Origin of the sequence: Microbacterium phoenicis (assembly GCF_047302325.1) — a bacterium.
GTDB lineage: Bacteria > Actinomycetota > Actinomycetes > Actinomycetales > Microbacteriaceae > Microbacterium.
Genome location: NZ_CP154849.1, coordinates 1,490,741 through 1,517,011, shown reverse-complemented (window position 1 = coordinate 1,517,011; position 26,271 = coordinate 1,490,741). Strand labels below are relative to the sequence as shown.

29 protein-coding genes are annotated in these 26,271 nt (G+C 69.5%); 4 read left to right on the top strand and 25 right to left on the bottom strand.

The annotated features are described in order from the left end of the window. Positions 1-29 precede the first annotated feature (29 nt). The 5 genes from ABCU91_RS07445 to infC all read right to left on the bottom strand — a co-directional run bounded on the left by ABCU91_RS07445 (position 30) and on the right by infC (position 3,113). Complete coding sequence (locus ABCU91_RS07445; protein ID WP_091352495.1) at positions 30-824, bottom strand: amino acid ABC transporter ATP-binding protein; 795 nt, start codon at positions 822-824, stop codon at positions 30-32. Between the two features lie 77 nt (positions 825-901). After that, entirely contained in the window at positions 902-1,702 is an 801-nt protein-coding gene (locus tag ABCU91_RS07440) for a TrmH family RNA methyltransferase (protein WP_091359454.1), read from the bottom strand. Positions 1,703-1,785: 83 nt separating this feature from the next. After that, positions 1,786-2,166, bottom strand: a complete 381-nt coding sequence (rplT, locus tag ABCU91_RS07435) for a 50S ribosomal protein L20 (RefSeq protein WP_064003211.1) — start codon at positions 2,164-2,166, stop codon at positions 1,786-1,788. Positions 2,167-2,196: 30 nt separating this feature from the next. After that, entirely contained in the window at positions 2,197-2,391 is a 195-nt protein-coding gene (rpmI, locus tag ABCU91_RS07430) for a 50S ribosomal protein L35 (protein WP_018187228.1), read from the bottom strand. Positions 2,392-2,438: 47 nt separating this feature from the next. Then, complete coding sequence (gene infC, locus ABCU91_RS07425) at positions 2,439-3,113, bottom strand: translation initiation factor IF-3 (protein WP_406923395.1); 675 nt, start codon at positions 3,111-3,113, stop codon at positions 2,439-2,441. 202 nt (positions 3,114-3,315) lie between these two features. Between infC and ABCU91_RS07420 the strand changes: the two genes are divergently transcribed. Continuing rightward, complete coding sequence (locus ABCU91_RS07420; RefSeq protein ID WP_413353284.1) at positions 3,316-3,714, top strand: DUF1844 domain-containing protein; 399 nt, start codon at positions 3,316-3,318, stop codon at positions 3,712-3,714. Between the two features lie 45 nt (positions 3,715-3,759). Here ABCU91_RS07420 and ABCU91_RS07415 read toward each other — a convergent pair whose 3' ends face one another. The 6 genes from ABCU91_RS07415 to ABCU91_RS07390 are packed head-to-tail and all read right to left on the bottom strand — an operon-like array spanning position 3,760 to position 8,111. Next, on the bottom strand, positions 3,760-4,539 hold the full coding sequence (locus tag ABCU91_RS07415; RefSeq protein WP_413353283.1) for an SseB family protein: 780 nt from the start codon (positions 4,537-4,539) through the stop codon (positions 3,760-3,762). After that, the gene (gene priA, locus ABCU91_RS07410) at positions 4,523-5,269 is read right to left on the bottom strand and encodes a bifunctional 1-(5-phosphoribosyl)-5-((5-phosphoribosylamino)methylideneamino)imidazole-4-carboxamide isomerase/phosphoribosylanthranilate isomerase PriA (protein ID WP_406922232.1); all 747 of its coding nucleotides are present in this window, start codon (positions 5,267-5,269) and stop codon (positions 4,523-4,525) included. The genes ABCU91_RS07415 and priA overlap by 17 nt, the downstream gene beginning before the upstream one ends. Positions 5,270-5,319: 50 nt before the next feature. Next, the gene (gene hisH / locus ABCU91_RS07405; RefSeq protein ID WP_091352483.1) at positions 5,320-5,967 is read right to left on the bottom strand and encodes an imidazole glycerol phosphate synthase subunit HisH; all 648 of its coding nucleotides are present in this window, start codon (positions 5,965-5,967) and stop codon (positions 5,320-5,322) included. Next, positions 5,964-6,575, bottom strand: a complete 612-nt coding sequence (gene hisB, locus ABCU91_RS07400; protein ID WP_413353282.1) for an imidazoleglycerol-phosphate dehydratase HisB — start codon at positions 6,573-6,575, stop codon at positions 5,964-5,966. The genes hisH and hisB overlap by 4 nt, the downstream gene beginning before the upstream one ends. A gap of 57 nt (positions 6,576-6,632) precedes the next feature. Continuing rightward, on the bottom strand, positions 6,633-7,706 hold the full coding sequence (locus ABCU91_RS07395) for a histidinol-phosphate transaminase (RefSeq protein WP_406922234.1): 1,074 nt from the start codon (positions 7,704-7,706) through the stop codon (positions 6,633-6,635). 27 nt (positions 7,707-7,733) lie between these two features. Further along, a complete protein-coding gene (locus ABCU91_RS07390; RefSeq protein WP_406922235.1) occupies positions 7,734-8,111 on the bottom strand; it encodes a LysM peptidoglycan-binding domain-containing protein in 378 nt (125 codons plus the stop codon). A gap of 303 nt (positions 8,112-8,414) precedes the next feature. On the opposite strand from ABCU91_RS07390, the gene lexA reads away from it, so the two are divergent. Then, positions 8,415-9,080: a transcriptional repressor LexA gene (lexA, locus tag ABCU91_RS07385; RefSeq protein ID WP_091352471.1), complete on the top strand. Its 666-nt coding sequence runs from the start codon at positions 8,415-8,417 to the stop codon at positions 9,078-9,080. A 57-nt stretch (positions 9,081-9,137) separates the two neighbouring features. On the opposite strand, the gene metE is transcribed toward lexA, so the two are convergent. Continuing rightward, on the bottom strand, positions 9,138-11,459 hold the full coding sequence (gene metE / locus ABCU91_RS07380; protein WP_413353281.1) for a 5-methyltetrahydropteroyltriglutamate--homocysteine S-methyltransferase: 2,322 nt from the start codon (positions 11,457-11,459) through the stop codon (positions 9,138-9,140). After that, complete coding sequence (locus ABCU91_RS07375; protein WP_413353280.1) at positions 11,456-12,412, bottom strand: methylenetetrahydrofolate reductase; 957 nt, start codon at positions 12,410-12,412, stop codon at positions 11,456-11,458. Before ABCU91_RS07375 ends, metE begins: the two co-directional genes overlap by 4 nt. A gap of 245 nt (positions 12,413-12,657) precedes the next feature. Between ABCU91_RS07375 and ABCU91_RS07370 the strand changes: the two genes are divergently transcribed. Beyond that, positions 12,658-14,553 carry a S9 family peptidase gene (locus ABCU91_RS07370; RefSeq protein ID WP_413355353.1) on the top strand — a complete coding sequence of 632 codons (1,896 nt, stop codon included), beginning with the start codon at positions 12,658-12,660 and terminating at the stop codon, positions 14,551-14,553. A gap of 18 nt (positions 14,554-14,571) precedes the next feature. Here ABCU91_RS07370 and hflX read toward each other — a convergent pair whose 3' ends face one another. Next, positions 14,572-16,086, bottom strand: a complete 1,515-nt coding sequence (gene hflX / locus ABCU91_RS07365; protein WP_091352457.1) for a GTPase HflX — start codon at positions 16,084-16,086, stop codon at positions 14,572-14,574. 78 nt (positions 16,087-16,164) lie between these two features. On the opposite strand from hflX, the gene ABCU91_RS07360 reads away from it, so the two are divergent. Continuing rightward, positions 16,165-16,806 carry a class I SAM-dependent methyltransferase gene (locus ABCU91_RS07360; protein WP_413355352.1) on the top strand — a complete coding sequence of 214 codons (642 nt, stop codon included), beginning with the start codon at positions 16,165-16,167 and terminating at the stop codon, positions 16,804-16,806. A gap of 5 nt (positions 16,807-16,811) precedes the next feature. Here ABCU91_RS07360 and dapF read toward each other — a convergent pair whose 3' ends face one another. The 11 genes from dapF to ABCU91_RS07305 all read right to left on the bottom strand — a co-directional run bounded on the left by dapF (position 16,812) and on the right by ABCU91_RS07305 (position 26,125). After that, positions 16,812-17,678, bottom strand: coding sequence for a diaminopimelate epimerase (dapF, locus tag ABCU91_RS07355; protein WP_091352451.1), 867 nt, complete (start codon positions 17,676-17,678; stop codon positions 16,812-16,814). Between the two features lie 38 nt (positions 17,679-17,716). Next, positions 17,717-18,295, bottom strand: coding sequence for a TetR/AcrR family transcriptional regulator (locus tag ABCU91_RS07350; RefSeq protein ID WP_413355350.1), 579 nt, complete (start codon positions 18,293-18,295; stop codon positions 17,717-17,719). After that, entirely contained in the window at positions 18,288-19,142 is an 855-nt protein-coding gene (locus ABCU91_RS07345; RefSeq protein WP_413355349.1) for an alpha/beta fold hydrolase, read from the bottom strand. Before ABCU91_RS07345 ends, ABCU91_RS07350 begins: the two co-directional genes overlap by 8 nt. Positions 19,143-19,190: 48 nt before the next feature. Then, a complete protein-coding gene (gene miaA / locus ABCU91_RS07340) occupies positions 19,191-20,111 on the bottom strand; it encodes a tRNA (adenosine(37)-N6)-dimethylallyltransferase MiaA (protein WP_413355348.1) in 921 nt (306 codons plus the stop codon). Positions 20,112-20,115: 4 nt separating this feature from the next. Then, the gene (gene miaB / locus ABCU91_RS07335; RefSeq protein ID WP_413355347.1) at positions 20,116-21,672 is read right to left on the bottom strand and encodes a tRNA (N6-isopentenyl adenosine(37)-C2)-methylthiotransferase MiaB; all 1,557 of its coding nucleotides are present in this window, start codon (positions 21,670-21,672) and stop codon (positions 20,116-20,118) included. A 49-nt stretch (positions 21,673-21,721) separates the two neighbouring features. After that, positions 21,722-22,600, bottom strand: coding sequence for an ABC transporter permease (locus ABCU91_RS07330; protein ID WP_413355346.1), 879 nt, complete (start codon positions 22,598-22,600; stop codon positions 21,722-21,724). Further along, positions 22,597-23,517, bottom strand: a complete 921-nt coding sequence (locus ABCU91_RS07325; RefSeq protein WP_413355345.1) for an ABC transporter ATP-binding protein — start codon at positions 23,515-23,517, stop codon at positions 22,597-22,599. Before ABCU91_RS07325 ends, ABCU91_RS07330 begins: the two co-directional genes overlap by 4 nt. Positions 23,518-23,582: 65 nt before the next feature. Then, positions 23,583-24,290 carry a regulatory protein RecX gene (locus ABCU91_RS07320; protein WP_406922246.1) on the bottom strand — a complete coding sequence of 236 codons (708 nt, stop codon included), beginning with the start codon at positions 24,288-24,290 and terminating at the stop codon, positions 23,583-23,585. A gap of 2 nt (positions 24,291-24,292) precedes the next feature. Beyond that, positions 24,293-25,348, bottom strand: coding sequence for a recombinase RecA (gene recA / locus ABCU91_RS07315; RefSeq protein ID WP_307468575.1), 1,056 nt, complete (start codon positions 25,346-25,348; stop codon positions 24,293-24,295). 227 nt (positions 25,349-25,575) lie between these two features. Next, entirely contained in the window at positions 25,576-25,797 is a 222-nt protein-coding gene (locus ABCU91_RS07310) for a DUF3046 domain-containing protein (RefSeq protein WP_091352418.1), read from the bottom strand. A gap of 7 nt (positions 25,798-25,804) precedes the next feature. Beyond that, the gene (locus ABCU91_RS07305; protein ID WP_091352414.1) at positions 25,805-26,125 is read right to left on the bottom strand and encodes a helix-turn-helix domain-containing protein; all 321 of its coding nucleotides are present in this window, start codon (positions 26,123-26,125) and stop codon (positions 25,805-25,807) included. Positions 26,126-26,271: the final 146 nt, after the last annotated feature.

Genomic DNA, 26,271 nt, shown 5'->3' with positions numbered 1-26,271 from the left:
TCGTCGCGCCGGTGCAGGGCGCGGACGTCTCAATGGGTGATGAGCTTGGACAGGAAGTCCTTCGCGCGGTCGCTCTTCGGGTTCGTGAAGAACTCTTGCGGAGCGGCCTGCTCGACGATCTGTCCGTCGGCCATGAAGACCACGCGATCCGCGGCCTTCCGGGCGAAGCCCATCTCATGGGTGACGACGATCATCGTCATCCCGTCCTGCGCGAGGCCGACCATGACGTCGAGGACCTCGTTGATCATCTCGGGGTCGAGCGCGGAGGTCGGCTCGTCGAAGAGCATGACCTTCGGCTTCATCGCCAGAGCACGGGCGATCGCGACGCGCTGCTGCTGACCACCCGAGAGCTGGGCCGGGAGCTTGTCAGCCTGATGACCGACGCCCACACGGTCGAGCAGCTCACGGGCGAGCTTCTCGGCATCCGCCTTCTTCATGCCCTTGACCTTGATCGGACCGAGCGTGACGTTCTCGAGGATCGTCAGATGCGAGAACAGGTTGAAGGACTGGAAGACCATGCCGACATCGGCACGGAGCGCCGCGAGCGCCTTGCCCTCGGCGGGGAGATCCGCGCCGTCGATCGTGATCGAGCCGCTCGTGATCGTCTCGAGCCGGTTGATCGTGCGGCAGAGGGTCGACTTGCCCGATCCGGACGGGCCGACCACGACGACGACCTCGCCGCGGTTGACCGACAGGTCGATGTCGGTGAGGGCCTGGAAGTCGCCGTAGTGCTTCTGCACGTTCGTCAGGACGACGAGCGGCTCGCCTCGGCGGACGTCGATGTTCGACGTACGCGGCGCAGGGTCGGCAGCAGGAGTGGTCATGTATCCGACCCTATGGGGCAGGGTGGCCCATAACCCTTCTGGTGGCGCGGGGTTTACAGTTCCGTAATGATTCGACCTCAGCCGGCCGAACGCTGCGCGAACGCCGATTCGTACAGGCACACGCTCGCCGCGGTCGCCAGGTTCAGCGACTCGGCCCGACCGTAGATCGGGAGACGGAGCGAAAGGTCGACGAGCGACAGTGCCTCGTCGTCGAGCCCGCGTGCCTCGTTGCCGAAGACCCACGCAGTCGGTTCGGCGAGCGTCGCACGGTGATCGACGAAGTCCTCTCCCCCGACGTCGGCGGCGACGATCCGGAGCCCCGCCGACCGGGCGCGGCCCGCGGCGTCCGCGAGATCCACCCCGACGGCGACGGGAAGGTGGAAGAGCGACCCGGTCGTCGCGCGGACGACCTTGGGGTTGAAAGGATCGACCGTCCGGCCGGTGAGGACGACAGCGTCGGCACCGACGGCATCCGCTGCACGGATGATGGTGCCGAGATTGCCGGGGTCCCGCACCTCCTCGCAGATCACGATGAGCTTGGGGTCGTCGGCGAAGATGTCGCGCACCGATGTCGGCACCTGACGTGCCACGGCGATGATCCCCTGCGGGGTGACCGTGTCGGCCATCGCCTCGATGACGGCCTCACTCGCGAACTCGACCTCGACGTCCGCGTCGGATGCCGCATCGCGAATGTCCTGGTGCTTCTCCCATGCCGAAGGAGTCGCATACAGCTCGATGAGCGTGTCGGGCCGCCACACGAGGGCCTCTCGCGCAGCCTGCGGACCTTCGAGGAGGTACAGCCCGGTCTCTTGCCGGGCCGCGCGCTTGGTCAGCTTCGCAACCGCGCGGACACGCGGCGATCGGGGGTTCTCGAGCACGTTCTCAGTGTAGGGCGCGGGCGCAGCGGGCATGCGAAAGGGCGCCCTCCGAAGAGGACGCCCTTTCTCAGAAGGTGACGCGATCAGGCCTTGGGGGCGTTGACGTCAGCCGGCAGCGCAGCCTTGGCGGTCGCGACGAGCGACGCGAAGACGGCGGGCTCGTTGACGGCGAGCTCGGCGAGCATGCGGCGGTCGACCTGGACACCCGCGAGGCCGAGACCCTGGATGAAGCGGTTGTACGTGATGCCGTTCTGGCGGGCAGCGGCGTTGATGCGCTGAATCCAGAGGCGACGGAAGTCGCCCTTGCGCTTGCGACGGTCGCGGTACGCGTAGACGAGCGAGTGGGTGACCTGCTCCTTCGCCTTGCGGTACAAGCGCGAACGCTGTCCGCGGTAACCGGAGGCGCGCTCGAGGATGACGCGACGCTTCTTGTGGGCGTTGACAGCCCGCTTGACTCTAGCCATTTCTTCTACTTCCTAAATCTGCGTCGGCGATCAGATGCCGAGGAGCTTCTTGGCGACCTTGGCGTCACCCTTGGCCAGGACCTGCTCCTGGTCGAGGCGACGGGTACGACGGGTCGCCTTGCCCTCGAGGTTGTGGCGCAGGTTGGCCTGCTGCTTCATCAGCTTGCCGCTGCCGGTGACCTTGAAACGCTTCTTGGCACCCGAGTGGGTCTTCTGCTTCGGCATATCTCTTCCTTCGTTGGGGATCCCGCGGACGGGAGTCTGTGGTGCGCTTACTCCGCCGGAGCGGAAGCGGGGGTCTGTTCGTCGTCGGCCTGACCACCGCGCGCATCACGCGCAGCCTGCTTCGTCGCGGCGCGGGCCGCGTTCTGCTCGGTCTTGACCTCGGACTTGTTCTTGTGAGGGGCCACCACCATCACCATGTTGCGGCCGTCGATCGTGGGATTGGACTCCACGGTGCCGAACTCGGCGACATCCTCGGCGAACTTGCGGAGGAGGCGGACACCCTGCTCGGGACGCGACTGCTCGCGCCCACGGAAGAGGATCATCGCCTTCACCTTGTCGCCCGCCTGGAGGAAGCCCTCGGCGCGCTTGAGCTTGGTTATGTAGTCGTGCGCCTCGATCTTCAGACGGAACCGGACCTCCTTGAGGACGGTGTTCGCCTGATTGCGCCGCGCTTCCTTGGCCTTCTGCGCAGCCTCGTACTTGAACTTGCCGTAATCCATGATCTTGACCACGGGGGGCTTCGAGTTCGGGGCTACCTCGACGAGATCGAGGTCGGCCTCCTGGGCCAGGCGCATGGCCACCTCGATGCGGACGACGCCGACCTGCTCACCCGCGGGTCCGACGAGGCGGACCTCGGGAACGCGGATGCGGTCATTGGTGCGGGGATCGCTGATGCGGAACTCCTCTTCGTGCGGTGGACGGCCTCCGGTGACACGGGAAATGTGTCGCCGGGCGGAAGATCGTCACGTCCACCCCGCACGATGCATGCATCGGCGTTCTGTTCTGCACCCTGGACAACCTCGACGAGCGAGGCGGAGTGCGAGACCCGGTAGCCTGGAGCGGCAAGCGCGGGTGGGATGTGATCCTCTTTCGACACGGAGCAGAACACTCCGGTGCCCGCAGAAGTCTAGCAGAGAGCAGCACGTGAGTACTATTCCGGCCGACCACAGCGATCACGACCCCGAGCGCCTCTCGCGCTGGGAGGAACAGGAACGGGTCGCGCAGTCCGCTACCCGAGACATCGCGGACGTCCCCGCGGTCGAGGTGATCACGACGACATCGGTCCACCTCATGAGCGCCGCCGCCGTCAAACTCGGCCTGGCAGACGACCCTAACCAGCAGAAGGACCTCGACGAGGCCCGCAAGCTCATCAACGCCCTCGCCGGCCTCATCACAGCCGCCGCCCCCGAGGTGAGCGACATGCACGCGCGCTCGCTCCGCGACGGGCTGCGCACCCTGCAGCTCGCCTTCCGCGAGGCGTCGTCCATCCCCGACCCCATCGGCAAGGGTCCCGGCGAGAAATGGACCGGCCCGGTCAACTGAGACGCTGAAAGGGGGGATGCCGCGCGGCATCCCCCCTTCTGCGTGTCAGGCGCGGACGAGTTTGACTGTCAACGAGTCCACGAGGACGGCGACGCGGTCGTCCGTCGACCACCTCGAGGCCAGTCGCTGCAGGATGGCATCGAGAGCCGCCTGGTCGAGGCCGTCGACGAGGTGCAGGCTCACGACGAGTTCGGGTCCGCGCAGACGCGAATGGGGATCGCCCGCGGCGACGGACAGATCCAGGACGCCGAGTTCGGTGCCGATCGATTCCTGAAGGCCGGCGAAGACGTCCGGTGAGACGTGCGGCGGCTCCCACGCCTGACCCTGCCCGATCGCCCAGACGGCGGGGCGGCGGAGGACGAACTCCGTGTCACTGCCCGGGTCGATGACGATGAGCTCGGTGTCATCGGCCGCGGCCGACAGCGCCGTCCGGACGCCGTCCGCGGGTACGGGGCGCGCAGCGGCATCCCATCGCGACATCGTCGAGACCGAGGTGAAGACAGGGAGCACACGCCGCCCGTCCGGCGCGGCGACCGTCACGATCGACAGCTCCTGCGTCTTGTCGACGGTCAGGCCCGTCGGACCGACGCCTTCGTCACCCTTCTCGGCGACCAGAGGGATGAGGAGGCGGGCATCTCGGTAGGCGTCGACGACGGCTGTCGCCGGCCCCTCCCCCGCGTGGAACGCGGTCAGCGCCGCGAGCAGCGCCGGGTCGGCGCTGCCGTCGTCGCCGCTGTGCGGATTCGCTTGGAAGCTCCGCCCCTTCCAGGGGACGCCCGCCGAGTCAGCCGCGTGACCCGAGTGCGGGTCAGTGTCCGGCGACATCCAGCGCCTCGGCCAGCGTGAATGCGCCGGCGTACAGGGCCTTTCCGACGATCGCACCCTCGACACCCAGCGGCACGAGTTCGCGGAGCGCTGCGATGTCGTCGAGGCTCGAGATCCCACCGGACGCGACGACCGGCTTGTCGGTGCGGACGGCGACCTCGCGCAGGAGCTCGATGTTCGGCCCCTGCAGCGTGCCGTCCTTCGTCACGTCGGTGAGCACGTAGCGGCTGCAGCCAGCATCCTCGAGGCGGTCCAGGACCTGCCAGAGGTCGCCGCCGTCGCGCGTCCAGCCCCGTGCGGCGAGCGTCGTGCCGCGCACGTCCAGACCGACGGCGATCGCCTCGCCGTAGCGGAGGATGACGTCGGCCGCCCACTCGGGGTTCTCGAGCGCGGCCGTGCCGAGGTTGATGCGGGTCGCGCCGGAGTCGAGCGCTGCGTCGAGGGACTCGTCATCGCGGATGCCGCCGGAGAGCTCGACCTTCACGCCGCGGAGGGACTTGATCACCTTGCGCATGAGCGACGCGTTCGAGCCGCGCCCGAACGCCGCGTCCAGGTCGACGAGGTGGATCCACTCCGCGCCCTGCCGCGCCCACTCCTGCGCGGCGTCGACGGGATCGCCGTAGCTGGTCTCGGTGCCGGCCTCGCCCTGCGTCAGTCGGACGGCCTTGCCGTCGGCGACGTCCACAGCGGGCAGGAGGGTCAGTTCGGGCGTGGATGCGAATTCGTTCATGGCTCCGGGTGGGACGGTGTGCACGCCGGGCGCGCGCACAAGGGGACAGGTTACTCCGACGCGGGCAGCGAGGAGATCCAGTTCGAGAGCAGGCGGATGCCGGCCGCTCCCGACTTCTCGGGATGGAACTGCGTCGCCGACAGCGGACCGTTCTCGACAGCGGCGAGGAACGGCCTGCCGTAGTCGCACCAGGTCAGCACCGGCTCACGGAACGGCTTGATGACGTCGAGGGTCCAGTCCTGCGCCCCGTAGGAGTGGACGAAGTAGAACCGCTCCTCCTCGAGGCCGGCGAACAGCGTCGATCCTTCGCCTGCGCGGACCGTGTTCCAGCCCATGTGAGGCAGGACCGGCGCCTCGAGTTCGGTGACCGACCCCGGCCACTCCCCCAACCCCTGAGTGTCGACGCCGCGCTCGACACCGAGTTCGAACATGACCTGCATCCCGACGCAGATGCCGAGGACCGGCATCCCTCCCGCAAGGCGGCGACCGATGAGTTCGTCTCCACGACTGGCGCGCAGAGCCGACATGACGGCGGAGAAGGCGCCGACTCCCGGGACGAGGAGCCCGGCGGCATCCGCGATCAGCCCGCGGTCCTTCGTGAGACGCGCGTCGGCCCCCGCCTCGATGAGCGCCTTGACGGCGGAGTGGACGTTGCCCGATCCGTAGTCGAGGACCGCGACCAGCGGAGGTGTCGTCACAGGGCGCCCTTCGTGCTCGGGATGCCCTGGACGAGCGGGTCGAGCGCCTTGGCCTGCCGGAACGCGCGGGCGAACGCCTTGTACTCTGCTTCGGCGATGTGGTGGGGGTCGCGGCCGGCGACCAGAGTGACGTGAACGGTCAGGCCGGCGTGGAAGGCGATCGCCTCGAACGTGTGACGCACGAGCGATCCGGTGAAGTGGCCGCCGATGAGGTGGTACTCGTAGCCCTCGGGCTCACCCGTGTGGACGAGGTAGGGACGACCGCTGATGTCGACGACCGCCTGCGCGAGCGCCTCATCCAACGGGACCAGCGCGTCGCCGTAGCGCGAGATGCCCGCTTTGTCGCCGAGCGCCTGCCGGATGGCCTGACCCAGCACGATCGCCGTGTCCTCGACGGTGTGGTGAGCATCGATGTGGGTGTCGCCGCTCGCGCGGACGGTGAGGTCGATGAGCGCGTGCTTCGCGAACGCGGTGAGCAGGTGGTCGAAGAACGGGACCGTCGTCTCGATCGTGCTCTGACCGGTTCCGTCGAGATCGAGCTCGAGCTCGATGGTCGACTCGCTTGTCGCACGCCGGACGGAGGCGGTGCGGGACGCGGGGATGCTCATACATCGAGTCTATCGACGCGCGGCATCCGCCCTGCCCTCGCGACGACGCCGCGCGACTCAGAGCGAGGCGAGCGCCTCGAGGAACGCCGTGGACTCGTCCTCGCTGCCGGCCGAGACGCGCAGTGTGTGCGGCAGTCCGACGTCGCGGACGAGGATGCCGCGGTCGTACAGGCCCCGCCAGGTCGCCTGCGGGTCCTTCACCCCGCCGAAGAGGACGAAGTTCGACCAGCTCTCGTAGGGCGAGTATCCGAGGGCGGACAGCGTCGCCGAGATACGATCACGCTGAGCGACGATGTCGTCCACCATCCCGAGCATGGTCGGTGCGTGCCGCAGGGCCGCGGTCGCCGCGGCCTGGGTGAGGGCGCTCAAGTGGTACGGCAGGCGAACGAGCCGGAGGGCGTCGATGACCGCCGGGTCGGCGGCGAGATAGCCGACGCGGGCGCCGGCGAACGCGAACGCCTTGCTCATCGTCCGCGACACGACCAGACGCTCGCGCCCGGGAAGGAGCGTGAGTGCTGACGGCTCGTCACGCGGGGCGAACTCCTGGTACGCCTCGTCGACGATGACGATGCCCCTCGAGGCTTCGTAGACGGACTCGATCACGTCGAGCCGAAGAGGGGTGCCCGTCGGGTTGTTGGGCGCGCAGAGGAAGACGACGTCGGGCTGTGCGCGATCGATCTGCTCCGCGGCATCCGAGGCCGTCAGCGTGAAATCCTCGCTGCGAGTGCCGCTGACGTACGTGGCACCGGTCGCTCCGGTGAGGAGCGGGTACATCGAGTAGGTGGGGGTGAAGCCGAAAGCCGTGCGTCCCGGGCCGGCGAAGGCCTGGAGGAGGTGGTGCAGCACCTCGTTCGACCCGTTCCCCGCCCAGATCTGTTCCGCCTGGAGGCCGTGCCCCAAGTAGTCCGCGAATCCTTCGCGAAGTCCGGTGAACTCCCTGTCGGGGTACCGATTGATGTCGCGGAGCGCCTGCGCGACCGCATCGAGGATGTCGTCCGCCACGTCCTCGGGGACGGGGTGGGTGTTCTCGTTGACGTTCAGCGTCACGGGAAGCGACGCCTGCGGGGCGCCGTAAGGGATCTGTCCCCGCAGATCGTCACGGAGGGGTAGGTCGTCGAGACTCGCACTCACCCCGCCATCGTAGGACGTCGCGCCGGTCTACTCGGCCGCCTGAGCCGTGTAGGCCGTGGGGATCGCGAGCGACTGGCCCGCGTCGACGACAGACGACGGCAGCGCGTTCAGCCGGACGATGTCGTCGATCACGTCGCGGGGGTCGCTGTCGGGGGCGACGTCCTGAGCGATGGTCCAGAGCGAGTCACCGGGGTGGACCGTCACGGTCTTGAACGTCCCCGCCGCAGACCCTGCGTCACCGCTGGCGAGTGCGCCACCGCTGGAGAGGATGCCGATCCCCAGTGCCACGACCGCCGGCAGTGCTGCGAGCGTCGCGACGACGCGACGACCACGCGTCGTGAGACGCATCCGCGTCCGGACGACGGGACGGGTGGGAACGGGCGTGATGGTGGTGATCGAGTTCATGGTGTCCTCCTCGGGGCGACCCCGGTCAGATGAGATCTTCGCCCCCGCCCGTCGGCCGGGACGAGCGGGTGCGAAGTTCTCTTCCGAATCTATCTTCGATATTCGTATACTGTCAAGGGAGCGGTTATCCGCAGATCGATCGAAGACGACACGCGGTCGGCTGCGGCACGATCTCATCGACACCGGATACGGTTTCGATGACCAGAGCCCATCACCAACCTCCGACATTCGAAGGCGAGTGCCCCCGGCTCGACGTTCTCCGCCGCCGAATCGGCGGGGACGCGGGGCCGCGAAAGGAACGACATGAGCGACAAGCCGCAGACGCGTCGGCGTAAGAGCCTGAGCGACAAGCAGCTCGCGATCCTCGAGGTGATCCAGAGGTCCATCGCTCGGTACGGGTATCCGCCGAGCATGCGAGAGATCGGGGACGCGGTCGGCTTGAAGTCGCTCTCAAGCGTGACTCATCAGCTGAACCAGCTCGAACTGAGTGGTTACCTTCGCCGTGACCCCGGCAAGACCCGCGCCATGGAGGTGCTGATCGACCTGCCGGGCGCCGCCGGCGAGAATCCCGCGGACGCCGCGCCCGCTGTGGGCGACGCCGCCATGGTCCCCTTGGTCGGACGCATCGCCGCGGGCGTCCCGATCACCGCCGAGCAGCAGGTGGAGGAGATCTTCCCGCTCCCCCGTCAGCTCGTCGGCAAGGGCGAGCTGTTCATGCTGAAGGTGTCGGGCGACTCCATGATCGACGCGGCGATCTGCGACGGAGACTGGGTCGTCGTGCGTTCGCAGGCGGATGCATCCAACGGCGAGATCGTCGCGGCCATGCTCGACGGCGAAGCGACGGTGAAGACCTTCCGCCAGCGCGACGGACACACCTGGCTCCTGCCGCGCAACTCGGCGTTCGAGCCCATCCTGGGCGACGACGCCGTCGTCCTCGGCAAGGTGGTCGCCGTGCTCCGCGCCGTGTGAGAACCGAGAACGTCGAAGGGGGATGCCGCGCGGCATCCCCCTTCGACGTTCCTGAGGTCAGACGTCTGCGGCCGCCCGTGCGCGAACGTTCCGAGCCGCGGCGACGATGTTCCGGAGCGAGGCTGCCGTCTCCACGTATCCCCGGGTCTTCAGCCCGCAGTCCGGGTTCACCCACAGCCGCCGGACGTCGAGCTCGGCGGCAGCTCGGTCGAGGAGGGCGGTGACCTCTGATTCCGAAGGGATTCGCGGCGAGTGGATGTCGTAGACGCCGGGCCCGATTCCATGATCGAAACCGGATGCCGCGACATCCGAGATCACTTCTCCCCGGCTCCGGGCTGCCTCGATGGACGTCACGTCGGCATCCAGGGCCGCGATCGCACCGATGACGACGCCGAACTCGGAGTAGCAGAGGTGCGTGTGGATCTGCGTCGCGTCGGCGGCACCGGCGGTCGCGAGGCGGAAGGACGCCACCGACCAGTCGAGGTACGCGGGCTGGTCCGCTGCGGTCAACGGCAGGAGCTCACGTAGCGCGGGTTCGTCGACCTGCACGATGGCGATGCCGGCGCCCTCGAGGTCGGCGATCTCGTCGCGCAGGGCGAGGGCGACCTGATCAGCCGTCTCGCTGAGCGGTTGGTCGTCCCGCACGAACGACCACGCGAGGATCGTCACGGGACCGGTGAGCATCCCCTTCACCGGCGACGCCGACAGCGACTGCGCGTACGCCGACCACCTCACGGTGATGGGTACCGGACGTGACACGTCGCCCCACAGGATCGACGGTCGCGTCGCGCGCGAACCGTACGACTGCACCCATCCGTTGCGCGTGACGGCGAACCCATCGAGGTTCTCGGCGAAGTACTGGACCATGTCGTTGCGCTCGGCCTCGCCGTGGACGAGCACATCCAGCCCGATCTCCTTCTGCACCTCCACGACGCGCGCGATCTCGTCGCGGAGGAAGCCCTCGTACGCGTCCGCGTCGATCTCGCCGCGACCGAACCGAGCGCGTGCTCGGCGGATCTCGCCGGTCTGCGGGAACGAGCCGATCGTGGTGGTCGGGAGCACCGGCAAACCGAGAGCAGCGTCCTGCACCGCGGCACGGACCTCGTACGGCGTTCGGATCCGGTCAGCGGGGCTCAGCGCGGCAACGCGGTCGCGGACGGCCCCGTCGCGCACACCCGCGGCGTGATGGCGATCGACGAGCGCGGCGGTCGCGGCATCCACCTCGTCGGCGATCGCGTCGCGTCCGTCACGGAGACCACGAGCGAGCGTCGCGATCTGGCGGACCTTCTGGTCGGCGAACGCGAGCCACGAGACCAGCCGCGGATCGAGCTCGGTCTCGTCGGCGAGGTCGTACGGGACGTGTTGGAGCGACGTCGACGTGCCCGCCACCGTCGCGGCAGCCCCCAGCCGCACCACCTGATCGAGCGCGTCGGCGGCAGCGGCGAGGTCGCCCCGCCACACGTTCCGACCGTCGATGACACCGGCGACGAGGACCTTCGACGCCAGGCCCGCCGTCGGGGCCGGGATCGAGCCGCGGATCAGATCGACCGCGATCGCGTCGACGGGTGATGCCGCGAGTGCACGCCATGCCGCCGCCGACAGCTGGCCGTATCCGGCGGCGACGAGGATCGCGGGTCGTCGTCCGGCCGAGGCGAGCACCTCAGCCGTTCGTGCCGCTGCAGCGGCGAGCTCGTCGTCGGTGTAGCCGAGCGACTGGCTCACGAGTGCGGGCTCGTCGAGTTGGACCCATTCCGCGCCGGCGTCGCGGAGGGCCGCGAGGAGATCGACGTACACCGGGAGGAGGTCGTCGAGACGGTCGAGGGGACGCGCGGCGGGAGCAGCATCGGTCGTCTTCGACAGGGCCAGGAAGGTCACCGGACCGACGAGGACGGGGCGGGTCGTGAATCCCTCGGCGACGGCCTCGGCGACCTGGCGCGCGAAGCGATCGCTCGACAGGGTGAACTGCGTCTCGGGACCGATCTCCGGAACGAGGTAGTGGTAGTTCGTGTCGAACCATTTCGTCATCTCCAGGGGCGCCGCGTCGCCCTCGCCCCGGGCGGCCGTGAAGTACGCGGCCAGCGGGATGGTCCCGTCCGCGCGGCGCAGGTGCGCGAAGCGTTCGGGGAGCGCGCCGACCGCCGCGGCGACGTCGAGCACCTGGTCGTAGAAGGAGAACGATTCGGGGATGGCCGAATCCGCGCGTCCGAGGCCGAGATCGGCGAGCCGGTGCCGGGTGTCTCGGCGCAGGTCGGCGGCGACCCGTTCGAGCGCCGTCTCGTCGAGCTCTCCGCGCCAATGCGCCTCTACCGCGCGCTTGAGCTCGCGGCGTCGGCCGATGCGCGGGTAGCCGAGGATCGTTCCGGCGGCGAGTTCGGTCATGATGTCTCCTCTGTCGGGGTGATGACGCCCGCCTCGGCCAGGGTGGCGAGGACGGTGCGGTGGTGGTTGAAGGCGTACAGGTGGATGCCGGGTGCTCCGCCCTCGAGGACGGCGCGGCAGAGCTCAGCGGCGTAACGCACGCCGACCTCGCGTCTCCCCTCGGCGGTGGGCTCCACGTCGAGGTCGACGGCGAGCGCGCCGGGGACGGGCTGGCCGGTGAGCTCGACGATCCGGGTCAATCGCGACGGCGAGGTGATCGGCATGATTCCGGGGAGGATCGGGATGACGACCCCCGCTGTGCGGGCGCGGGACACGAAGGCGAGATAGTCGTCGGCGTGGAAGAACAGCTGAGTGATGGCGAGGGTCGCTCCCGCAGCCTGCTTGGCGAGCAGTGCGTCGATGTGCTCGGCGGGGTACCGCGATCGCGGATGCCCGTTCGGGAACGCGGCGACGGCGATGTCGACATGTCGGCGCCGTTCGACCCGCGCGGCTCCCGGGACCCCGGGAATCGGTTCCTCCGTATACGGGGAGCATTCGGCCTGAACGCGGTCGATGAGCTGCACGAGTTGCGCGGCGCTTTCGAGGTCTCCCGCCCCGTCGGGGTCCTCGGGGGCACCCTGCGGCGCATCGCCGCGAAGCGCCAGGAACGAGCGGATGCCGGCATCCAGGAACTCGCGGATGAGCGCGGTCGCCTCGCGGTAGGAGTTGCCGACGCAGGTGAGATGGGCGAGAGGCTCGACGCGCGTCTCGCGGCGGATGTGTCGGAGTACCTCGAGCGAGCGCCCTGCCGTCGAGCCCCCCGCGCCGTAGGTGACCGAGATGAACGACGGCTCGACCTCGGCGAGACGCGCGATCGTCCGGTGCAACGCCGCGTCGGAGGCGTCGCTGCGCGGCGGGTAGACCTCGAAGGAGACCGGCACGGTGGTGACGGACGGGGTCTGGATGATCGACATGGGGGCTCCGGGGACGAGTCGGATGGCCTGGCGGCCGCGGACCGCACGCACTCGTGCGGGGACCTCGCGGGCGGGTGCCGGGCTCGGCTGTCGCTCCGGACCCGGGTCTCCGGGCCACTGATGCGGTCATGCTAGCCACGCGCCCCGCGGCTCCGACAGGACTGTGACGCTCCGTGTCCGAGCGTGTCGCGAGATGACTTCCGGTGACCTCGGTGTCGCAGTGTGACGCCGCGTAGCGTGGATGCATGACGACGATCGCCCCGTTCGGTTCCTGGATCTCACCCCTGTCGGCGGCGGACGCCTCAGCCGCGGCTGCGCGCTACGACGGCGCGCGCTTCGTCGGCGCTGAGGTGTGGTGGGGAGAGACCCTGCCTGACGAGGGCGGCCGATCCTCCGTGCGCCGTGCGATCGGCGAGGCGGCGGAGGACGTGCTCCCGGCACCGTGGAGCGCCCGCTCCCGTGTGCATGAGTACGGCGGCGGCTCGTGGACGACGGACGATGATGGGCGCCTGTTCTTCGTGGAGAAGACGGATCAGCGGGTGTGGACGATGCGGCCGGGCGAGCAGCCCGTCCCGCTCACCCCCGAGGACCCGGGGGCGCGGCACGGCGGTCTCCGCTGGCAGAACGGGACGCTGCTGGCCGTCCGCGAAGTCCACGACGACGCGCCCGTGCCTCGCCGCTCCGTGGTGTCGATCTCCCTCGACGTCACGGAGGTGCGTGAACTGGTGGCCGGGAGCGACTTCCTCGCCCAGCCCGCGCTCTCCCCCGACGGACGTCGACTCGCGTGGGTCGCGTGGGACCACCCCGACATGCCCTGGGACCGCACCGAGATCCGCGTCGGAGATCTCGAGGACGGCATCGTCACAACCTGGCGCGCCGTCACCTCCGGAGAGACAGCGGCCCTCCAGCCCGAGTGGGATGCCGCGGGTCGCCTCGTGTACGTCGACGACGCGAGCGGGCGGTGGAACATCCGGCGGTGGGATGCGGCATCCGATCGTCCCGCCGAGCTCATCGCCCCGGCCGACGCCGACACCGGCGGCGGCCTGTGGGTCCTCGGCGTCCGGTGGTACGCACTGCTCGAGGACGGCGGCATCGTCGCGGTCCGGACGAACGGGTCGGACGAGGTGGTCCGCATCGACGCAGACGGGTCCGTTCGCACCACCGACGTCCCCGCACGTTCGCGTGCGGTCGTCGAGGACGTGCAGGGTACGCGCGTGCTCGTGTCCGGCGCCGCGCCCGGGACGACGGGCATCTGGGAGATCGCAGCCGACGGGTCGAGCTCGCTCGTGGTCGGGACGCGCTCCGACCTCGACGACGCGTGGATCCCGGCGGCGCGGCCGTTCACCGTGCCCGGGCTGCACGGAGAGGTGCACGCCTTCGACTACCCGCCGACCAACCCGAATTCCGCCGCGCCCGACGGCGAACTCCCGCCGTACATCGTCTACGTCCACGGCGGTCCGACCGCGCACACCGGCGGCGTCCCCGACAGCCGGATCACCTACTTCACGAGCCGGGGCATTGGCATCCTCGAGGTCAACTACGGCGGCTCGACGGGCTACGGCCGCGCCTACCGTGAGCGTCTGCGAGGACAGTGGGGCATCGTGGACCGAGACGACGTCGCCGCAGCCGCGTCCGGGTTCGCCGCCGACGGGCGAGCGGATGCCGCGCGTCTCGGCATCGCCGGCGGATCAGCCGGCGGCTGGACGGTGCTGGCGGCCCTCGCCTGCACCGACGTGTTCGGCGCGGGGATCTCGCGGTACGGCGTCGGCGACGCGCGTTCGCTCGCCACGGACACCCACGACTTCGAGGCCCGCTACCTCGACGGTCTGATCGGACCGCTCCCCGAGGCCGAGGCGCTCTACCTCGAGCGCTCACCCCTCGGACACACCGACGGCTTCCGTGTCCCCGTGCTGCTCCTGCAAGGCGCGGAGGATGCGGTCGTCCCGCCCACGCAGGCCGAGGCGATCCGCGACGCCCTCGCCGAGCGCGGCGTGCCCCACGCCTACGTGCTGTACGACGGCGAGGGGCACGGCTTCCGGCGTGCGGAGACCGTCATCAACGCGCTCGAGACCGAACTCGCGTTCCTCGGCCGGGTCTTCGGGTTCGAGACGCCGGGAGTGCCCGCCCTCGCCCTCGACTGAGGTCGAGGCGGGGGACCGTCACCGGGCGTACGGTGCCAGCTCCGCCGCCAGTCGCTCGGACACGTGCGCGTGGACGGCGGTCCCGCCCTCCTCGTGCTGCGTGGACAGGATGTGGCCCGACTCATGGACCGCGTTGACGAGGTCGCCGCGGTCATAGGGAACGAGAGCGTGAACCTCGACCGCCGGGAGCGGCAGCGCGTCCTCGATCGTGGCACGGAGCTCCACGATGCCCTCGCCGGTGCGGGACGAGACGAAGTGCGCCTTCGGCTCGAGACCCCGGAGGACCAGACGGGTGTCCGGATCGATGAGGTCGGCCTTGTTGAACACGACGATCTCGTTCGTCGAGCGCGCTCCGACATCACCCATGACATCCCGGACGGTGGCCAACTGGGCCGCCGGGTCGGGATGCGATCCATCGACCACGTGGACGATGACGTCCGCGTCGCCGACTTCCTCGAGGGTCGAACGGAACGCCTCGACGAGCTGGTGCGGGAGGTTCCGGACGAAGCCGACGGTGTCGGTCAGCGTGTAGACGCGTCCGTCGGCCGCCTGCGCGCGGCGCACCGTGGCGTCCAGCGTTGCGAACAGGGCGTTCTCGACCAGCACTCCTGCGCTGGTCAACTTGTTGAGCAGGCTCGACTTGCCGGCGTTCGTGTACCCGGCGATCGCCACCGACGGGATCGTGTTGCGCTTGCGCTCGGCCCGCTTCGCCTCGCGGGCGGGCTTGTAGTCGCGGATCTGACGTCGCAGCATTGCCATCCGGGTGCGGATGCGGCGGCGATCCAGCTCGATTTTCGTCTCACCAGGACCGCGGGACCCCATACCGGCGCCACCGGCACCGACCTGGCCACCGGCCTGGCGGCTCATCGAGTCACCCCACCCGCGCAGGCGCGGGAGGAGGTACTCGAGCTGGGCGAGCTCGACCTGCGCCTTGCCCTCACGACTCTTCGCGTGCTGGCTGAAGATGTCGAGGATGACGGTGGTGCGGTCGATCACCTTGACCTTGACGACGTCCTCGAGGGCACGCCGCTGGCTGGGTGCGAGCTCGGTGTCGGCGATGACGGTATCGGCGCCCACGGCGACGACGAGGTCGCGGAGCTCCGCCGCCTTGCCGCGGCCGATGTACGTGGCGGGGTCGGGGTGGGGGCGACGCTGCAGCACGCCGTCGAGGACGACGGCGCCGGCGGTCTCGGCGAGCGCCGCGAGCTCGCGCAGCGAGTTCTCGGCATCCTCCGTCGACCCCTGCGGGTACACGCCCACGAGGACGACGTTCTCCAGCCGCAGCTGGCGGTACTCGACCTCGGTGACGTCTTCGAGCTCGGTGGACAGGCCGGGGACGCGCCGGAGCGCCGCGCGCTCCTCACGATCCCACTGATCGCCGTCCGTGTCGCCGTAGGCGACGGTGCTCTCGTCCTGCAACGCCTGTGCGGCGCCGAACACGCGCACCCCCGAACGCGACTCCGCTCGCGCGAGCACGCGGTCGACCGGGTCCACCGGCTCGTCCGTCGTGGCAGGGGTGGTGGTGTCTGTCATGTGTTCCTTTCGCGGCCTCGCGGCCATCCGTGCACTCTAGCTTCCCGCGGCTCGCACCGCCTCCGCTACGCTCGTCGCATGGGGAGCGACCACTACTTCAGCGCGTCCCCGTCCAGCTCTGAGAATCTCCGCCGTATCCGTGTGTCCCTCGCCGGTCGCGACGCCGAGGTGACGACGGCGGGCGGGGTGTTCAGTCCCGACCACGTGGACGGTGGGACGGCGGTCCTTCTGGCGAACACTCCCCCGCCCCCGGTGGGCGGTCATCTGCTGGATCTCGGATGCGGCTGGGGCCCCATCGCGCTGTCGCTCGCCATCGACGCCCCTCACGCGACGATCTGGGCCGTCGACGTCAACGAGCGAGCACTCGACCTCGTCCGCCGCAACGCCGCGGAACTCGGCCTCGACAACGTCAACGCCGTACTGCCCGAGGATGTTCCGGCAGACATCACCTTCCGCACGATCCGGTCGAATCCGCCGATCCGCGTCGGCAAGGACGTGCTGCACGGGCTGCTCGAGACGTGGATCCCCCGACTCGCCGAGCGCAGCGACGCCTGGCTCGTCGTGCAGCGGAACCTCGGCTCGGACTCCCTGCAGCGGTGGCTGGCGGCATCCCTCGACCGCGGCTACTCCGTCAGCCGCGCAGCGACGGGGCGCGGTTTCCGCGTCTTGAAGGTGCGCCGGCACGGCACACCCGCGACGGGGACGATCCCCGTTCCCTGAACCGGTCAGGCCAGCGCGATCTCGCCCGAGAAGACGAGCGTGGCGGGTCCCGACAGCAGAACCCGCTCCCCGGCATCCGTCCGGACGACGCGCACTCCGAGGCGGCCGCCAGGGACGTCGACCGTCCACCGGTCGGGAGCGCCCGCACCGGCCCAGTGCCGGACGGCCAGAGCGGATGCCGCGACTCCGGTGCCGCACGAGAGCGTCTCGCCGACGCCTCGCTCGAAGACCCGCATCCGGATCGCACCGACACCGTCGGTGACGAGCGGCTCCTCGGGCACGACGAACTCGACGTTCGCGCCGGCCGTGGGTACGGGGTCCAGGATCGGCTGAACGGTCAGATCGAGCCCGTCGAGTTCGGCGATGCTCGAGAGGGCGACGACGACGTGGGGGTTCCCGACGTCGATGCCGAGGCCCGGACGGGCGATCTTCAGACCGTGGGCGCGTACGAGGACCTCGTCGGAGGTCGGACGCCACAGACCGAGGTCGACTTCGAAGCCGTTGTCGGCGAGCGTGACGGTCTTCGTTCCCGCTCGCGTGCCGATGCGCAGGGTCTCGCCGGCGCCCAGCGTCGCATATCCCGCGCTCAGGAGGTACTTCACGAAGACGCGGACGCCGTTGCCGCACATCTCGGCGACGGAGCCGTCGGCGTTGCGGTAGTCCATGAACCACTCGGCGTCGGGGGTGTCGGCGCCCGCGTCGATGGCGGCCGAGCGGACGACGCGCAGCAGCCCGTCGGCTCCGATCCCGAACCGTCGGTCGGTCAGCGCGGCGATCTGCTCGCCGGTCAGGTGGAGCGAGCCGTCGGGGTCGGCGACCACGACGAAATCGTTGCCCGTCCCGTGGCCCTTCGTGAATGCGATCGTCGACACCCGCTCAGTCTAGGCGGGGGCGGATGCCGCTTCGCCGGTCACGACGAGGGTCGCCCTGCCCGGAGTCCGGCGTCCATCACCTCGAGCGACCATGCGACGCTCGCCTCGACGTCCACGTCGATCCGGAAGCCGTGCGCGGCGTCCAGGACGGCGAAACCGTGGAGGACGCTACGCAGCATCCGGATGGCATGGACGTGCTCCTGCTGCGGAAGACCGTAGCGGGCGAACACTTCGCCCAGGGCGTCGAGGCTGTCGCGGAGCGCGATCGCGAGCGGATCGTCCTCATCCGTCGGTTCCGCAGCGGCGGTGGCCGCGTACCGACCCGGATGGTCCATGACGTACCGCCGGAACCTTCCCGCGACGTCCGTGAGCGCCGGCGCACCTCCCTGGTCCGATCGCGTCCCGCGGAACAGCTCGGCGAGCTCCTGCGCCGCGAGGGTCGCCACCCGGTGGGTGAGCTCGACGAGCCCGCCCGGGACGTGCTTGTAGAGCGAGGGGGGACGAACGCCGACCCGCTCCGCGAGCGCTGTCATCGTCAGTGCGGCGAGCCCCTGTTCATCGACGAGCTCTGCCGCCGCACGCGTCACGGCGTCGACATCGAGTCCCGCCCTAGGCACCCGCCGCTCCCGTCTTGGCCGAGAAGACCGATCGCAGGAACGGGACGGCGAGCTCGACGACCTCGCCGGGGCGTTCGACGTGCGGGTAGTGTCCCGCCCCGTCGATGACCGCCAGTCGGCCGATGCGGGGTCGGAGCGCGGCGATGACGCCTTCGCCCTCGGCGCGGGGATCCGCCCAGTCCGGGTCGGCGGTACCCATCACCACGAGTATCGGTACGGTCACGTGCGGAAGCTGCTCTCCCGCATCGGCGGGACTCGTCTGCCCCATGGCCCGGAGCGCCGCCATGCGCGCGGGGTCACCGAGGTGACCGGCGATGCGGGCCTGCTCCTGCGGCCAGTCGGCGGGTTTCTGCGGGATGGCGAGGTCGAGGTAGCGGAGCCACGCGGGGACGCTCCCGCGGAGCAGCATGGTCGCCAGGTGCGTCATGCCTTTCCGGTGCCGGGCGTGCCGGAGCATGCCCATCAGGTCGAACCGCTGCGCGCGGGTGAAGGGGGCCAGCTCGATGGCACCCACCACGTCCTGCGGGGCGACCGCTGCGGCGACGGTCGCAGCTCCTCCGCTGATCGACTGGCCGATGATGACCGCGGGGCCGCCGAGGTGACGGATGACGGCGAGGAGGTCGCCGGCGATGTCGCCGCGACTGTAGCTCGCCCACGTGGCGCTCGACTCGCCGCATCCGCGGATGTCGACGTTGGCCACGCGGAACCCCGCCGCAACCAGAGCCGGCACGACGAAGCGGTAGGAGTGACGGGTGTCCCCCATTCCGTGCGCCAGGATCACGAGAGGCCCCTCCCCGACCACGTCGAACGCGATCTCGCCGCCCTCGACCTGCAGTTTCTCGACCATCGCCGTCTCCTTCGCATCGTGTCCGATGCAAGAAAGCTACGGCTAGCTTTAGCTTGTCAAGTGATCGAGTAACCGGATGCCGGGAGTCCCGGCATCCACCCAGCGAAGACCGGGGTACCGCTTGAACCACGAGACCTGGCGCCGCGCGTACCGACGGGTGAGGGCCTGGGTCTCGGCGATGGCCTCCTCCTCATCCATCCGCCCGGCCAGCTGCGCGAGCGCCTGCGCATAACCGATCGCGCGGGGCGCCGTCGGACCGGACTCGAGTCCCCGGGCCCGCAGGGCGTCGACCTCAGCCAGCAGGCCGCCCCGCCACATCCCCCGAACGCGCTCGTCGAGGCGCACGACGAGCTCTGCGCGGTCCAGGTGGACGCCGACGAGCTCGGTGGCGGGATGCCACAGCACCGGCGCTTCCGGAAGCGCAGCGCCGTGGGTGTCCGCCCCCTGGAGGAGCACTTCGAGAGCGCGGACGACACGCCGGCCGTTGCGCGGATCGAGGCGCTCGGCTGCGCCGGGATCGACCGCGCGGATGCGCTCGATCAACGCGACCGCACCGAGCTCGTCGAGGTCGGTCTCGAGCCGGGCGCGCAGTGCCGGGTCGCGGGGCGGGAAGCGGAAGTCGAAGACGACGCTCGAGACGTAGAGACCCGACCCCCCGACGAGGATCGCATCGGCACCGCGGTCAAAGATGTCGCGGATCGTCGCGCGCGCCCGCTCCTGGTAGACGGCGACGGCGACGTCCTCGGTCACGTCGAACTCGTCGAACAGATGATGCGGAATGCCGCGGCGCTCGGGCACCGGGATCTTCGCCGTCCCGACGTCCATGCCGCGGTAGAGCTGCATGGCATCGGCGTTCACGATCTCCGCCGGACGACCACCGCGGATCAGCTCCTCGGCGAGATCCAGCGACAGCGAGGTCTTGCCCGTGCCGGTCGCCCCGACGATCGCCCAGAGGCGCTCCGCGCCCACGAGGTCAGAGTCCGGGCGTCGCGGTACGGATCAGCGGCAGACCGAGTGACACGGCGCGCGGAGCCGCGTCACCGGCCGGAGCCGGGACGCCGCAGGAGTCGGCCTGCGCACGATCCCACGCGTCTCCGGCCCGCGTCCGGCGGATGCGCAGCGGAGCGCCGTCCGGGCTGTCGGCGAGCAGGTGGAACGGCGCGGCGTGCGTGACGACCGTCGTCACGACGTCACCGGGGCGCGGCGTCGGGGAACCCTCGGGAACCTCGAAGTGGACCAGGCGGTTGTCCTCGGCGCGACCCGTCAGGCGGCGCGTCGCGGCATCCTTCTTCCCCTCCCCCGTGGAGACGAGGACCTCGACGGTGCGACCGAGCTGCGCCTGGTTCTCCTCGAGCGAGATCCGCTCCTGGAGGGCCACCAGGCGGTTGTAGCGCTCCTGCACGACCTCCTTCGGGACCTGATCCGGCATGGTCGCCGCAGGTGTGCCCTCGCGGATCGAGTACTGGAAGGTGAAGGCCCCGGCGAAGCGCGCTTGCTCGACGACGCGCATGGTGTCCTCGAAGTCCTCGTCGGTCTCGCCCGGGAAGCCCACGATGATGTCGGTGGAGATCGCCGCGTCCGGCATCTTCTCGCGCACGCGGTCGAGGATGCCGAGGAACCGTTCGCTCCGGTACGACCGCCGCATCGCCTTGAGGATGCGGTCCGACCCGGACTGCAGCGGCATGTGCAGCTGCGGCATGACGGCGGGGGTCTCGGCCATCGCGTCGATGACGTCGTCGGTGAAGGCCGCGGGGTGCGGGCTCGTGAAACGGATGCGCTCGAGGCCCGGGATCTCGCCCGCTGCCCGCAGGAGCTTGCTGAACGCCTGTCGGTCGCCGAACTCGACCCCGTAGCTGTTGACGTTCTGGCCGAGGAGGGTGACCTCGATGGCGCCGTCGTCGACGAGCAGGCGGATCTCGTTCAGGATGTCGCCGGGGCGGCGGTCCTTCTCCTTGCCGCGCAGGCTCGGCACGATGCAGAACGTGCAGGTGTTGTTGCAACCGACCGAGATCGAGACCCAGCCGCTGTGGGCCGCGTCGCGCTTGGTGGGGAGCGTCGAGGGGAACACCTCCAGCGACTCGAGGATCTCGAGCTCCGCCTCGCCGTTGTGACGCGCGCGCTCGAGCAGGCTCGGCAGGGATCCCATGTTGTGGGTGCCGAAGACGACGTCGACCCAGGGGGCCTTCTGCTGGACGGCATCCTTATCCATCTGGGCGAGGCACCCGCCGACGGCGATCTGCATGCCGTCGTGCTTGTCCTTGCGGCTCTTCAGGTGCCCCAGGGTTCCGTAGAGCTTTCCCGCAGCGTTGTCGCGCACGGCGCATGTGTTGATGACGACGACGTCCGCGTCGACGCCCGCGTCAGCGCGGACGTAGCCGGCCGATTCGAGGGAACCGGACAGACGCTCGGAGTCGTGGACGTTCATCTGGCACCCGAAGGTCCGCACCTCGTAGGTGCGGACGCGGCCGTCGGCGGCGACGGCTGCGGCGGACGGGGCGATGAGAGTGGGGGCAGCGGAAGGGCTGGTCATGATCAGGCCATTCTACGAGCCGCGCTCTCCCGGCACGCCGCGTGCCGCCTCAACGCAGAAGGGAGCGGATGCGGGCAGCCGACATCGCACTGAAGGCGATGGCGACGACGATGAGAACCGTGACGGCGAGCCACACCGGAACGAGGCCCGAGCCGACGAAGAGGTCGATTCCGTAGATCTCCTTCAGGTCGCTGATCGCGCGACTGTCCCCGCCGGCCACAGACGCGAGCGTCTCATCGGTGAACGGACGACGCAGGAGCATCGCGCCCTGCGCGAAGGGCAGGGCGTTGATGGTCGACGCGACGCCGTCGGGCAGCGACCCGACCGGGATGTAGGAGCCCGCGACGAAGCCGAGGACGGTACCGACCACGGTGGAGAACGCGGAGTACGCACCGGTCGTCTTGAGGAAGGACGCACCGAAGGCGCCGAGCGACGTGAAGGCGACGCAGCAGAGCACCATCGCGCCGATCGCCCTCAGGATCTCGAGCGGACCCAGCCACGTGTCGCGGACGAATCCGAGTTCGAGGACGGTGAGAACGAAGATGACGCTCGACATGATGATCGCCACGGACACCGAGGACACCAGGTAACCGAGGACCAGCTGCGATCGTCGGATCGGGGCGACGAGGAAGTCGGCGAACCTGCCCGACGCGCGATCGTCCACGAACACGGAGATGGCGCCGATCCCCGAGGTGACGGTCGTGAGCAGGACGATGCCCGACAGCATCCAACTGTCGACGAAGGCCTCGATGTCCCTGCGGGACGCGCGTGGCAGCGTGCGCTCCAGCCCGTCGACCTGCAGCCGCGAGAGGAAGAGCGTGTAGAGGAGGAAGAGGATGAGCCCGCTCAGCAGCGAGAAGAAGACGTTCATCCGATCGCGGAAGAAGAGCGTCAGGTTGCGGCGCACGATCGCCGCGACGATCCTCACGCTGCGTCTCCGACCATCTCGCCGCGGCCGGTGAGGGCGAGGAAGACGTCGTCCATCCGGCCGTGCCGGAACTCGAAGTCCAGAACGTCCTCGCCGTGCGCCGCCAGCAGGTGTCGAGCGGCCCGCGCGTCGGGGACCTCGATCGTGACGACGTCGCCCTCCCGGCTCGCCCCCAGAGCGCCGCGGGTGGCGAGACCGGACAGCGCGTCGGGGTCGCGTGTCGTGACCGTGAGGACGCTGCGACTGTGGCGCGACCGCAGCTGCGTCGGAGTCCCGCTCGCGACGACGCGTCCCGCGTCGATGATGGTGACCTGGTCCGCCTCTTCGGTCTCGGCCATGTAGTGGGTCGTCAGGAAGACGGTGAGTCCACGCTCGGCGCGGAGCCGATCGATCGCCGCCCACACCGCGACCCGGCTGGCGGGGTCGAGACCCGCGGTCGGCTCGTCGAGGAAGAGGATCGACGGCTCATGCATGAGCGCACGAGCGATGTCGGCGCGGCGACGCTGGCCGCCCGACAACCGTCCATAGGGGCGGTCGATGAACTCGTCGAGTTCGATGAGGAGCGAGAGCTCGGCGAGCCTGTCCGCGAAGAGTTGTCGGTCGACGAGGGAGAGCGTGGCGCGCAGTGCCAGGTTCTCGCGGACGGTGAGGCCGTCGTCGAGCAGCGACCGCTGGAACACGACGCCGATCCGCGACCGCACCCGTTCGCTTTGCATCGACACGTCGTAGCCCGCGACGCGGACGGTTCCGCCGTCGGCGCGAAGCAGCGTGGTGAGGCATCCGATCGTCGTGGACTTCCCCGCTCCGTTGGCACCGAGGAAGGCGAACAGCTGACCCTCGGGCACCTCGAAGGAGACACCGTCGACCGCAGTGACGGTTTTGTAGGACTTCACGAGACCGTCGACCTCGATCGCCATGCGCACGCTCCTCCACCCGCGCGGGGCGCGCGTAGGGCGAGTCTGTCAGACGGACGCCACTGCGGTCACGGTTCGAAGCGAACCCCATGCCGCGGCGGTGCGCTGGCCTCGTCGAGGGCGCGACGCGCGACCGACAACGCGACGGAGCCGTACCCGCGCCGGGCCAGCTGCCCCGCGAGCCGCCGGAGTGCGGTGTCACGGTCGAGACCCTCGAGCCCGCGAGCCTTCGAGCGGGCGAACTCGAGCGCTCGCTCGGCCTCGTCGTCGGGGAGCTGGTCGAGCGCCTCATCGATGACCTCGCGAGGGATGCCGCGCTGCGACAGGCCCTGCGCGATGGCCATGCGTCCCTGCGCCTTGCGGGATGTCGCTTTGTCGATCAGCTGTTCAGCGAGGGCGGCGTCATCGAGATAGCCCAACGACAGGAACCGTTCGACGATGCCCTCCCGGTCGGCCTCGTCGAGGTCGTGCTCGGTGAGCACGGACCGGGCCTCGCGGATCGAGAGCGACCTCGTCCGGAGCTTGCGCAGCAACACGCGCTCTGCAACCGCCGCGGGTGCGTCCTCCCCTGCCGGGGCGACGACCGGCACCGTGCCGGTCGACGGGTGTGCAGCGCGCGCTGCGGACCGTTCGGACGCCGCACGTTCCGCGATCCAGGTCGCGTGCCACGGCTGCGAGTCGGCGGCGTCGGCGGCGTCGGTGGTGTCGGCGCGCGGGCCGAAGAGTGGGATGACGGGGGCGAGCGACTCGCGCTCGCCCCCGTTCGAGTCCGTCATGATCAGGCCGGACGGCGAGCCGCCAGCTCGTCGGGCGTCGCGGCATCTTCTGCCTGCTTCGACTGCCCGATGCCGAGCTTCTGCTTGATCTTCGTCTCGATCTCAGCAGCGACGTCGGTGTTCTTCAGGAGGAAGTTGCGGGAGTTCTCCTTGCCCTGACCGAGCTGCTCGCCCTCGTAGGTGTACCACGCACCCGACTTCTTCACGATGCCGTGCTCGACACCGAAGTCGATGAGGCTTCCCTCGCGGGAGATGCCGACGCCGTAGAGGATGTCGAACTCCGCCTGCTTGAAGGGCGGGGCCATCTTGTTCTTGACGACCTTCACGCGAGTACGGTTACCGACCGCCTCGGACCCGTCCTTCAGGGTCTCGATGCGGCGGATGTCGAGTCGCACGGAGGCGTAGAACTTGAGCGCCTTACCGCCGGCGGTGGTCTCGGGAGACCCGAAGAACACGCCGATCTTCTCGCGGAGCTGGTTGATGAAGATCGCGGTGGTCTTGGTCTGGTTCAGGCCACCGGTGATCTTGCGGAGAGCTTGAGACATCAGTCGGGCCTGGAGGCCGACGTGGGAGTCGCCCATCTCGCCCTTGATCTCGGCCTCGGGGACGAGGGCCGCGACGGAGTCGATGACGACGAGGTCGATGGCGCCGGAGCGGATCAGCATGTCGGCGATCTCGAGCGCCTGCTCACCCGTGTCGGGCTGCGACACGAGGAGTGCGTCGATGTCGACACCCAACTTCTCGGCGTAGCTCGGGTCGAGCGCGTGCTCGGCGTCGATGAAGGCGGCGATGCCACCGGCGCGCTGCGTGTTCGCGATGGCGTGGAGCGTGAGCGTCGTCTTACCGGAGGACTCCGGACCGTAGATCTCGACGACGCGGCCTCGGGGGATGCCGCCGATGCCGAGCGCGACGTCGAGGGCGATCGACCCGGTCGGGATGACCTCGACCGGAGCGCGCTCGTCGCTTCCGAGTCGCATGATCGATCCCTTGCCGAACTGGCGGTCGATCTGGGCGAGGGCCGATTCGAGGGCCTTCTCGCGGTCTGCAGGTGAGGGCATGTCGTGCTCCTTGATACTCGCGGTTCCGTCGCCCGTAGGCTGTCGCGCTCGTCACCGACGGATCGGATGCTGCGACAGGGCGTGGGTGTCATCTGACGAGATTCACGTTAGGAGGGGGCTCCGACATCGCTGCCGGATCCGGCCCTGACGTGAACGACGTGTCTACGACACCCGTTGTGCAGGAGACTACGCCCGTATCGAACGCATCTTCGATACGACACGCCGGATCATCGGCGCGGATCAAGCCTTCCGGCGCCGTGACGGCGGTCCACGGGAACGTCGGTCTCGGCGCACAGGGCGTACCAGACCTCACGCGGTGGGACGCCGGCGGCGAGGGCTTCCCTGGCGGTGCGGTTGCCGACGTCGGTCAGCACCAGGTCGGAGACGAGTGCGGCGCCTCCCGATCCGAACTCGTCGGCGACGGCGCGATCGAATTCGCTGTGACGCATCGAGCGGTCAGCGCAGCGACAGCTCGGGAGCGGGGACCTCGTCTCCCAACGACGCGAGGTCGTCCGGGACGACATCGGTGAGGGAGTGCAGGCCTTCGAGCACGGAGATGCGCTCTCCGACCTCGCGCATGATCGCCGAGATCGGCACATCGAGGGCTTCTGCGACCGCAGCGAGGATCTCGCTCGACGCTTCCTTTTGACCGCGCTCGACCTCGCTGAGGTAGCCGAGGGCGACGCTCGCCTTGCCCGACACCTGCCGGAGGGTGTGACCCTTCTGCAGACGGAAGTCGCGGAGCACGTCACCGATCTCTTGACGAACCAGGATCATGCGTGGGCCCTCCCTCTGCTGCGATCCACCGAAGCCCTTGCGGGGGAACCACGGTACAACACGTTCGCTGTCACCCTAGACCCCGAGCGCTGGGGAATGGATGGGAATCACCGAGACGTAACGTGCTCGGAACACGCGCTATTCCC

Coding starts and splice junctions, on each gene's coding strand:
- ABCU91_RS07445 (WP_091352495.1), bottom strand. CDS start 824: ATGACCACTCCTGCTGCCGACCCTGCGCCGCGTACGTCGAACATCGAC.
- rplT (WP_064003211.1), bottom strand. CDS start 2,166: ATGGCTAGAGTCAAGCGGGCTGTCAACGCCCACAAGAAGCGTCGCGTC.
- rpmI (WP_018187228.1), bottom strand. CDS start 2,391: ATGCCGAAGCAGAAGACCCACTCGGGTGCCAAGAAGCGTTTCAAGGTC.
- ABCU91_RS07415 (WP_413353283.1), bottom strand. CDS start 4,539: ATGTCGCCGGACACTGACCCGCACTCGGGTCACGCGGCTGACTCGGCG.
- priA (WP_406922232.1), bottom strand. CDS start 5,269: ATGAACGAATTCGCATCCACGCCCGAACTGACCCTCCTGCCCGCTGTG.
- hisB (WP_413353282.1), bottom strand. CDS start 6,575: ATGAGCATCCCCGCGTCCCGCACCGCCTCCGTCCGGCGTGCGACAAGC.
- ABCU91_RS07390 (WP_406922235.1), bottom strand. CDS start 8,111: ATGAACTCGATCACCACCATCACGCCCGTTCCCACCCGTCCCGTCGTC.
- lexA (WP_091352471.1), top strand. CDS start 8,415: ATGAGCGACAAGCCGCAGACGCGTCGGCGTAAGAGCCTGAGCGACAAG.
- metE (WP_413353281.1), bottom strand. CDS start 11,459: ATGACCGAACTCGCCGCCGGAACGATCCTCGGCTACCCGCGCATCGGC.
- ABCU91_RS07375 (WP_413353280.1), bottom strand. CDS start 12,412: ATGTCGATCATCCAGACCCCGTCCGTCACCACCGTGCCGGTCTCCTTC.
- ABCU91_RS07370 (WP_413355353.1), top strand. CDS start 12,658: ATGACGACGATCGCCCCGTTCGGTTCCTGGATCTCACCCCTGTCGGCG.
- hflX (WP_091352457.1), bottom strand. CDS start 16,086: ATGACAGACACCACCACCCCTGCCACGACGGACGAGCCGGTGGACCCG.
- ABCU91_RS07360 (WP_413355352.1), top strand. CDS start 16,165: ATGGGGAGCGACCACTACTTCAGCGCGTCCCCGTCCAGCTCTGAGAAT.
- ABCU91_RS07345 (WP_413355349.1), bottom strand. CDS start 19,142: ATGGTCGAGAAACTGCAGGTCGAGGGCGGCGAGATCGCGTTCGACGTG.
- miaB (WP_413355347.1), bottom strand. CDS start 21,672: ATGACCAGCCCTTCCGCTGCCCCCACTCTCATCGCCCCGTCCGCCGCA.
- ABCU91_RS07325 (WP_413355345.1), bottom strand. CDS start 23,517: ATGGCGATCGAGGTCGACGGTCTCGTGAAGTCCTACAAAACCGTCACT.
- ABCU91_RS07320 (WP_406922246.1), bottom strand. CDS start 24,290: ATGACGGACTCGAACGGGGGCGAGCGCGAGTCGCTCGCCCCCGTCATC.
- recA (WP_307468575.1), bottom strand. CDS start 25,348: ATGCCCTCACCTGCAGACCGCGAGAAGGCCCTCGAATCGGCCCTCGCC.
- ABCU91_RS07310 (WP_091352418.1), bottom strand. CDS start 25,797: ATGCGTCACAGCGAATTCGATCGCGCCGTCGCCGACGAGTTCGGATCG.
- ABCU91_RS07305 (WP_091352414.1), bottom strand. CDS start 26,125: ATGATCCTGGTTCGTCAAGAGATCGGTGACGTGCTCCGCGACTTCCGT.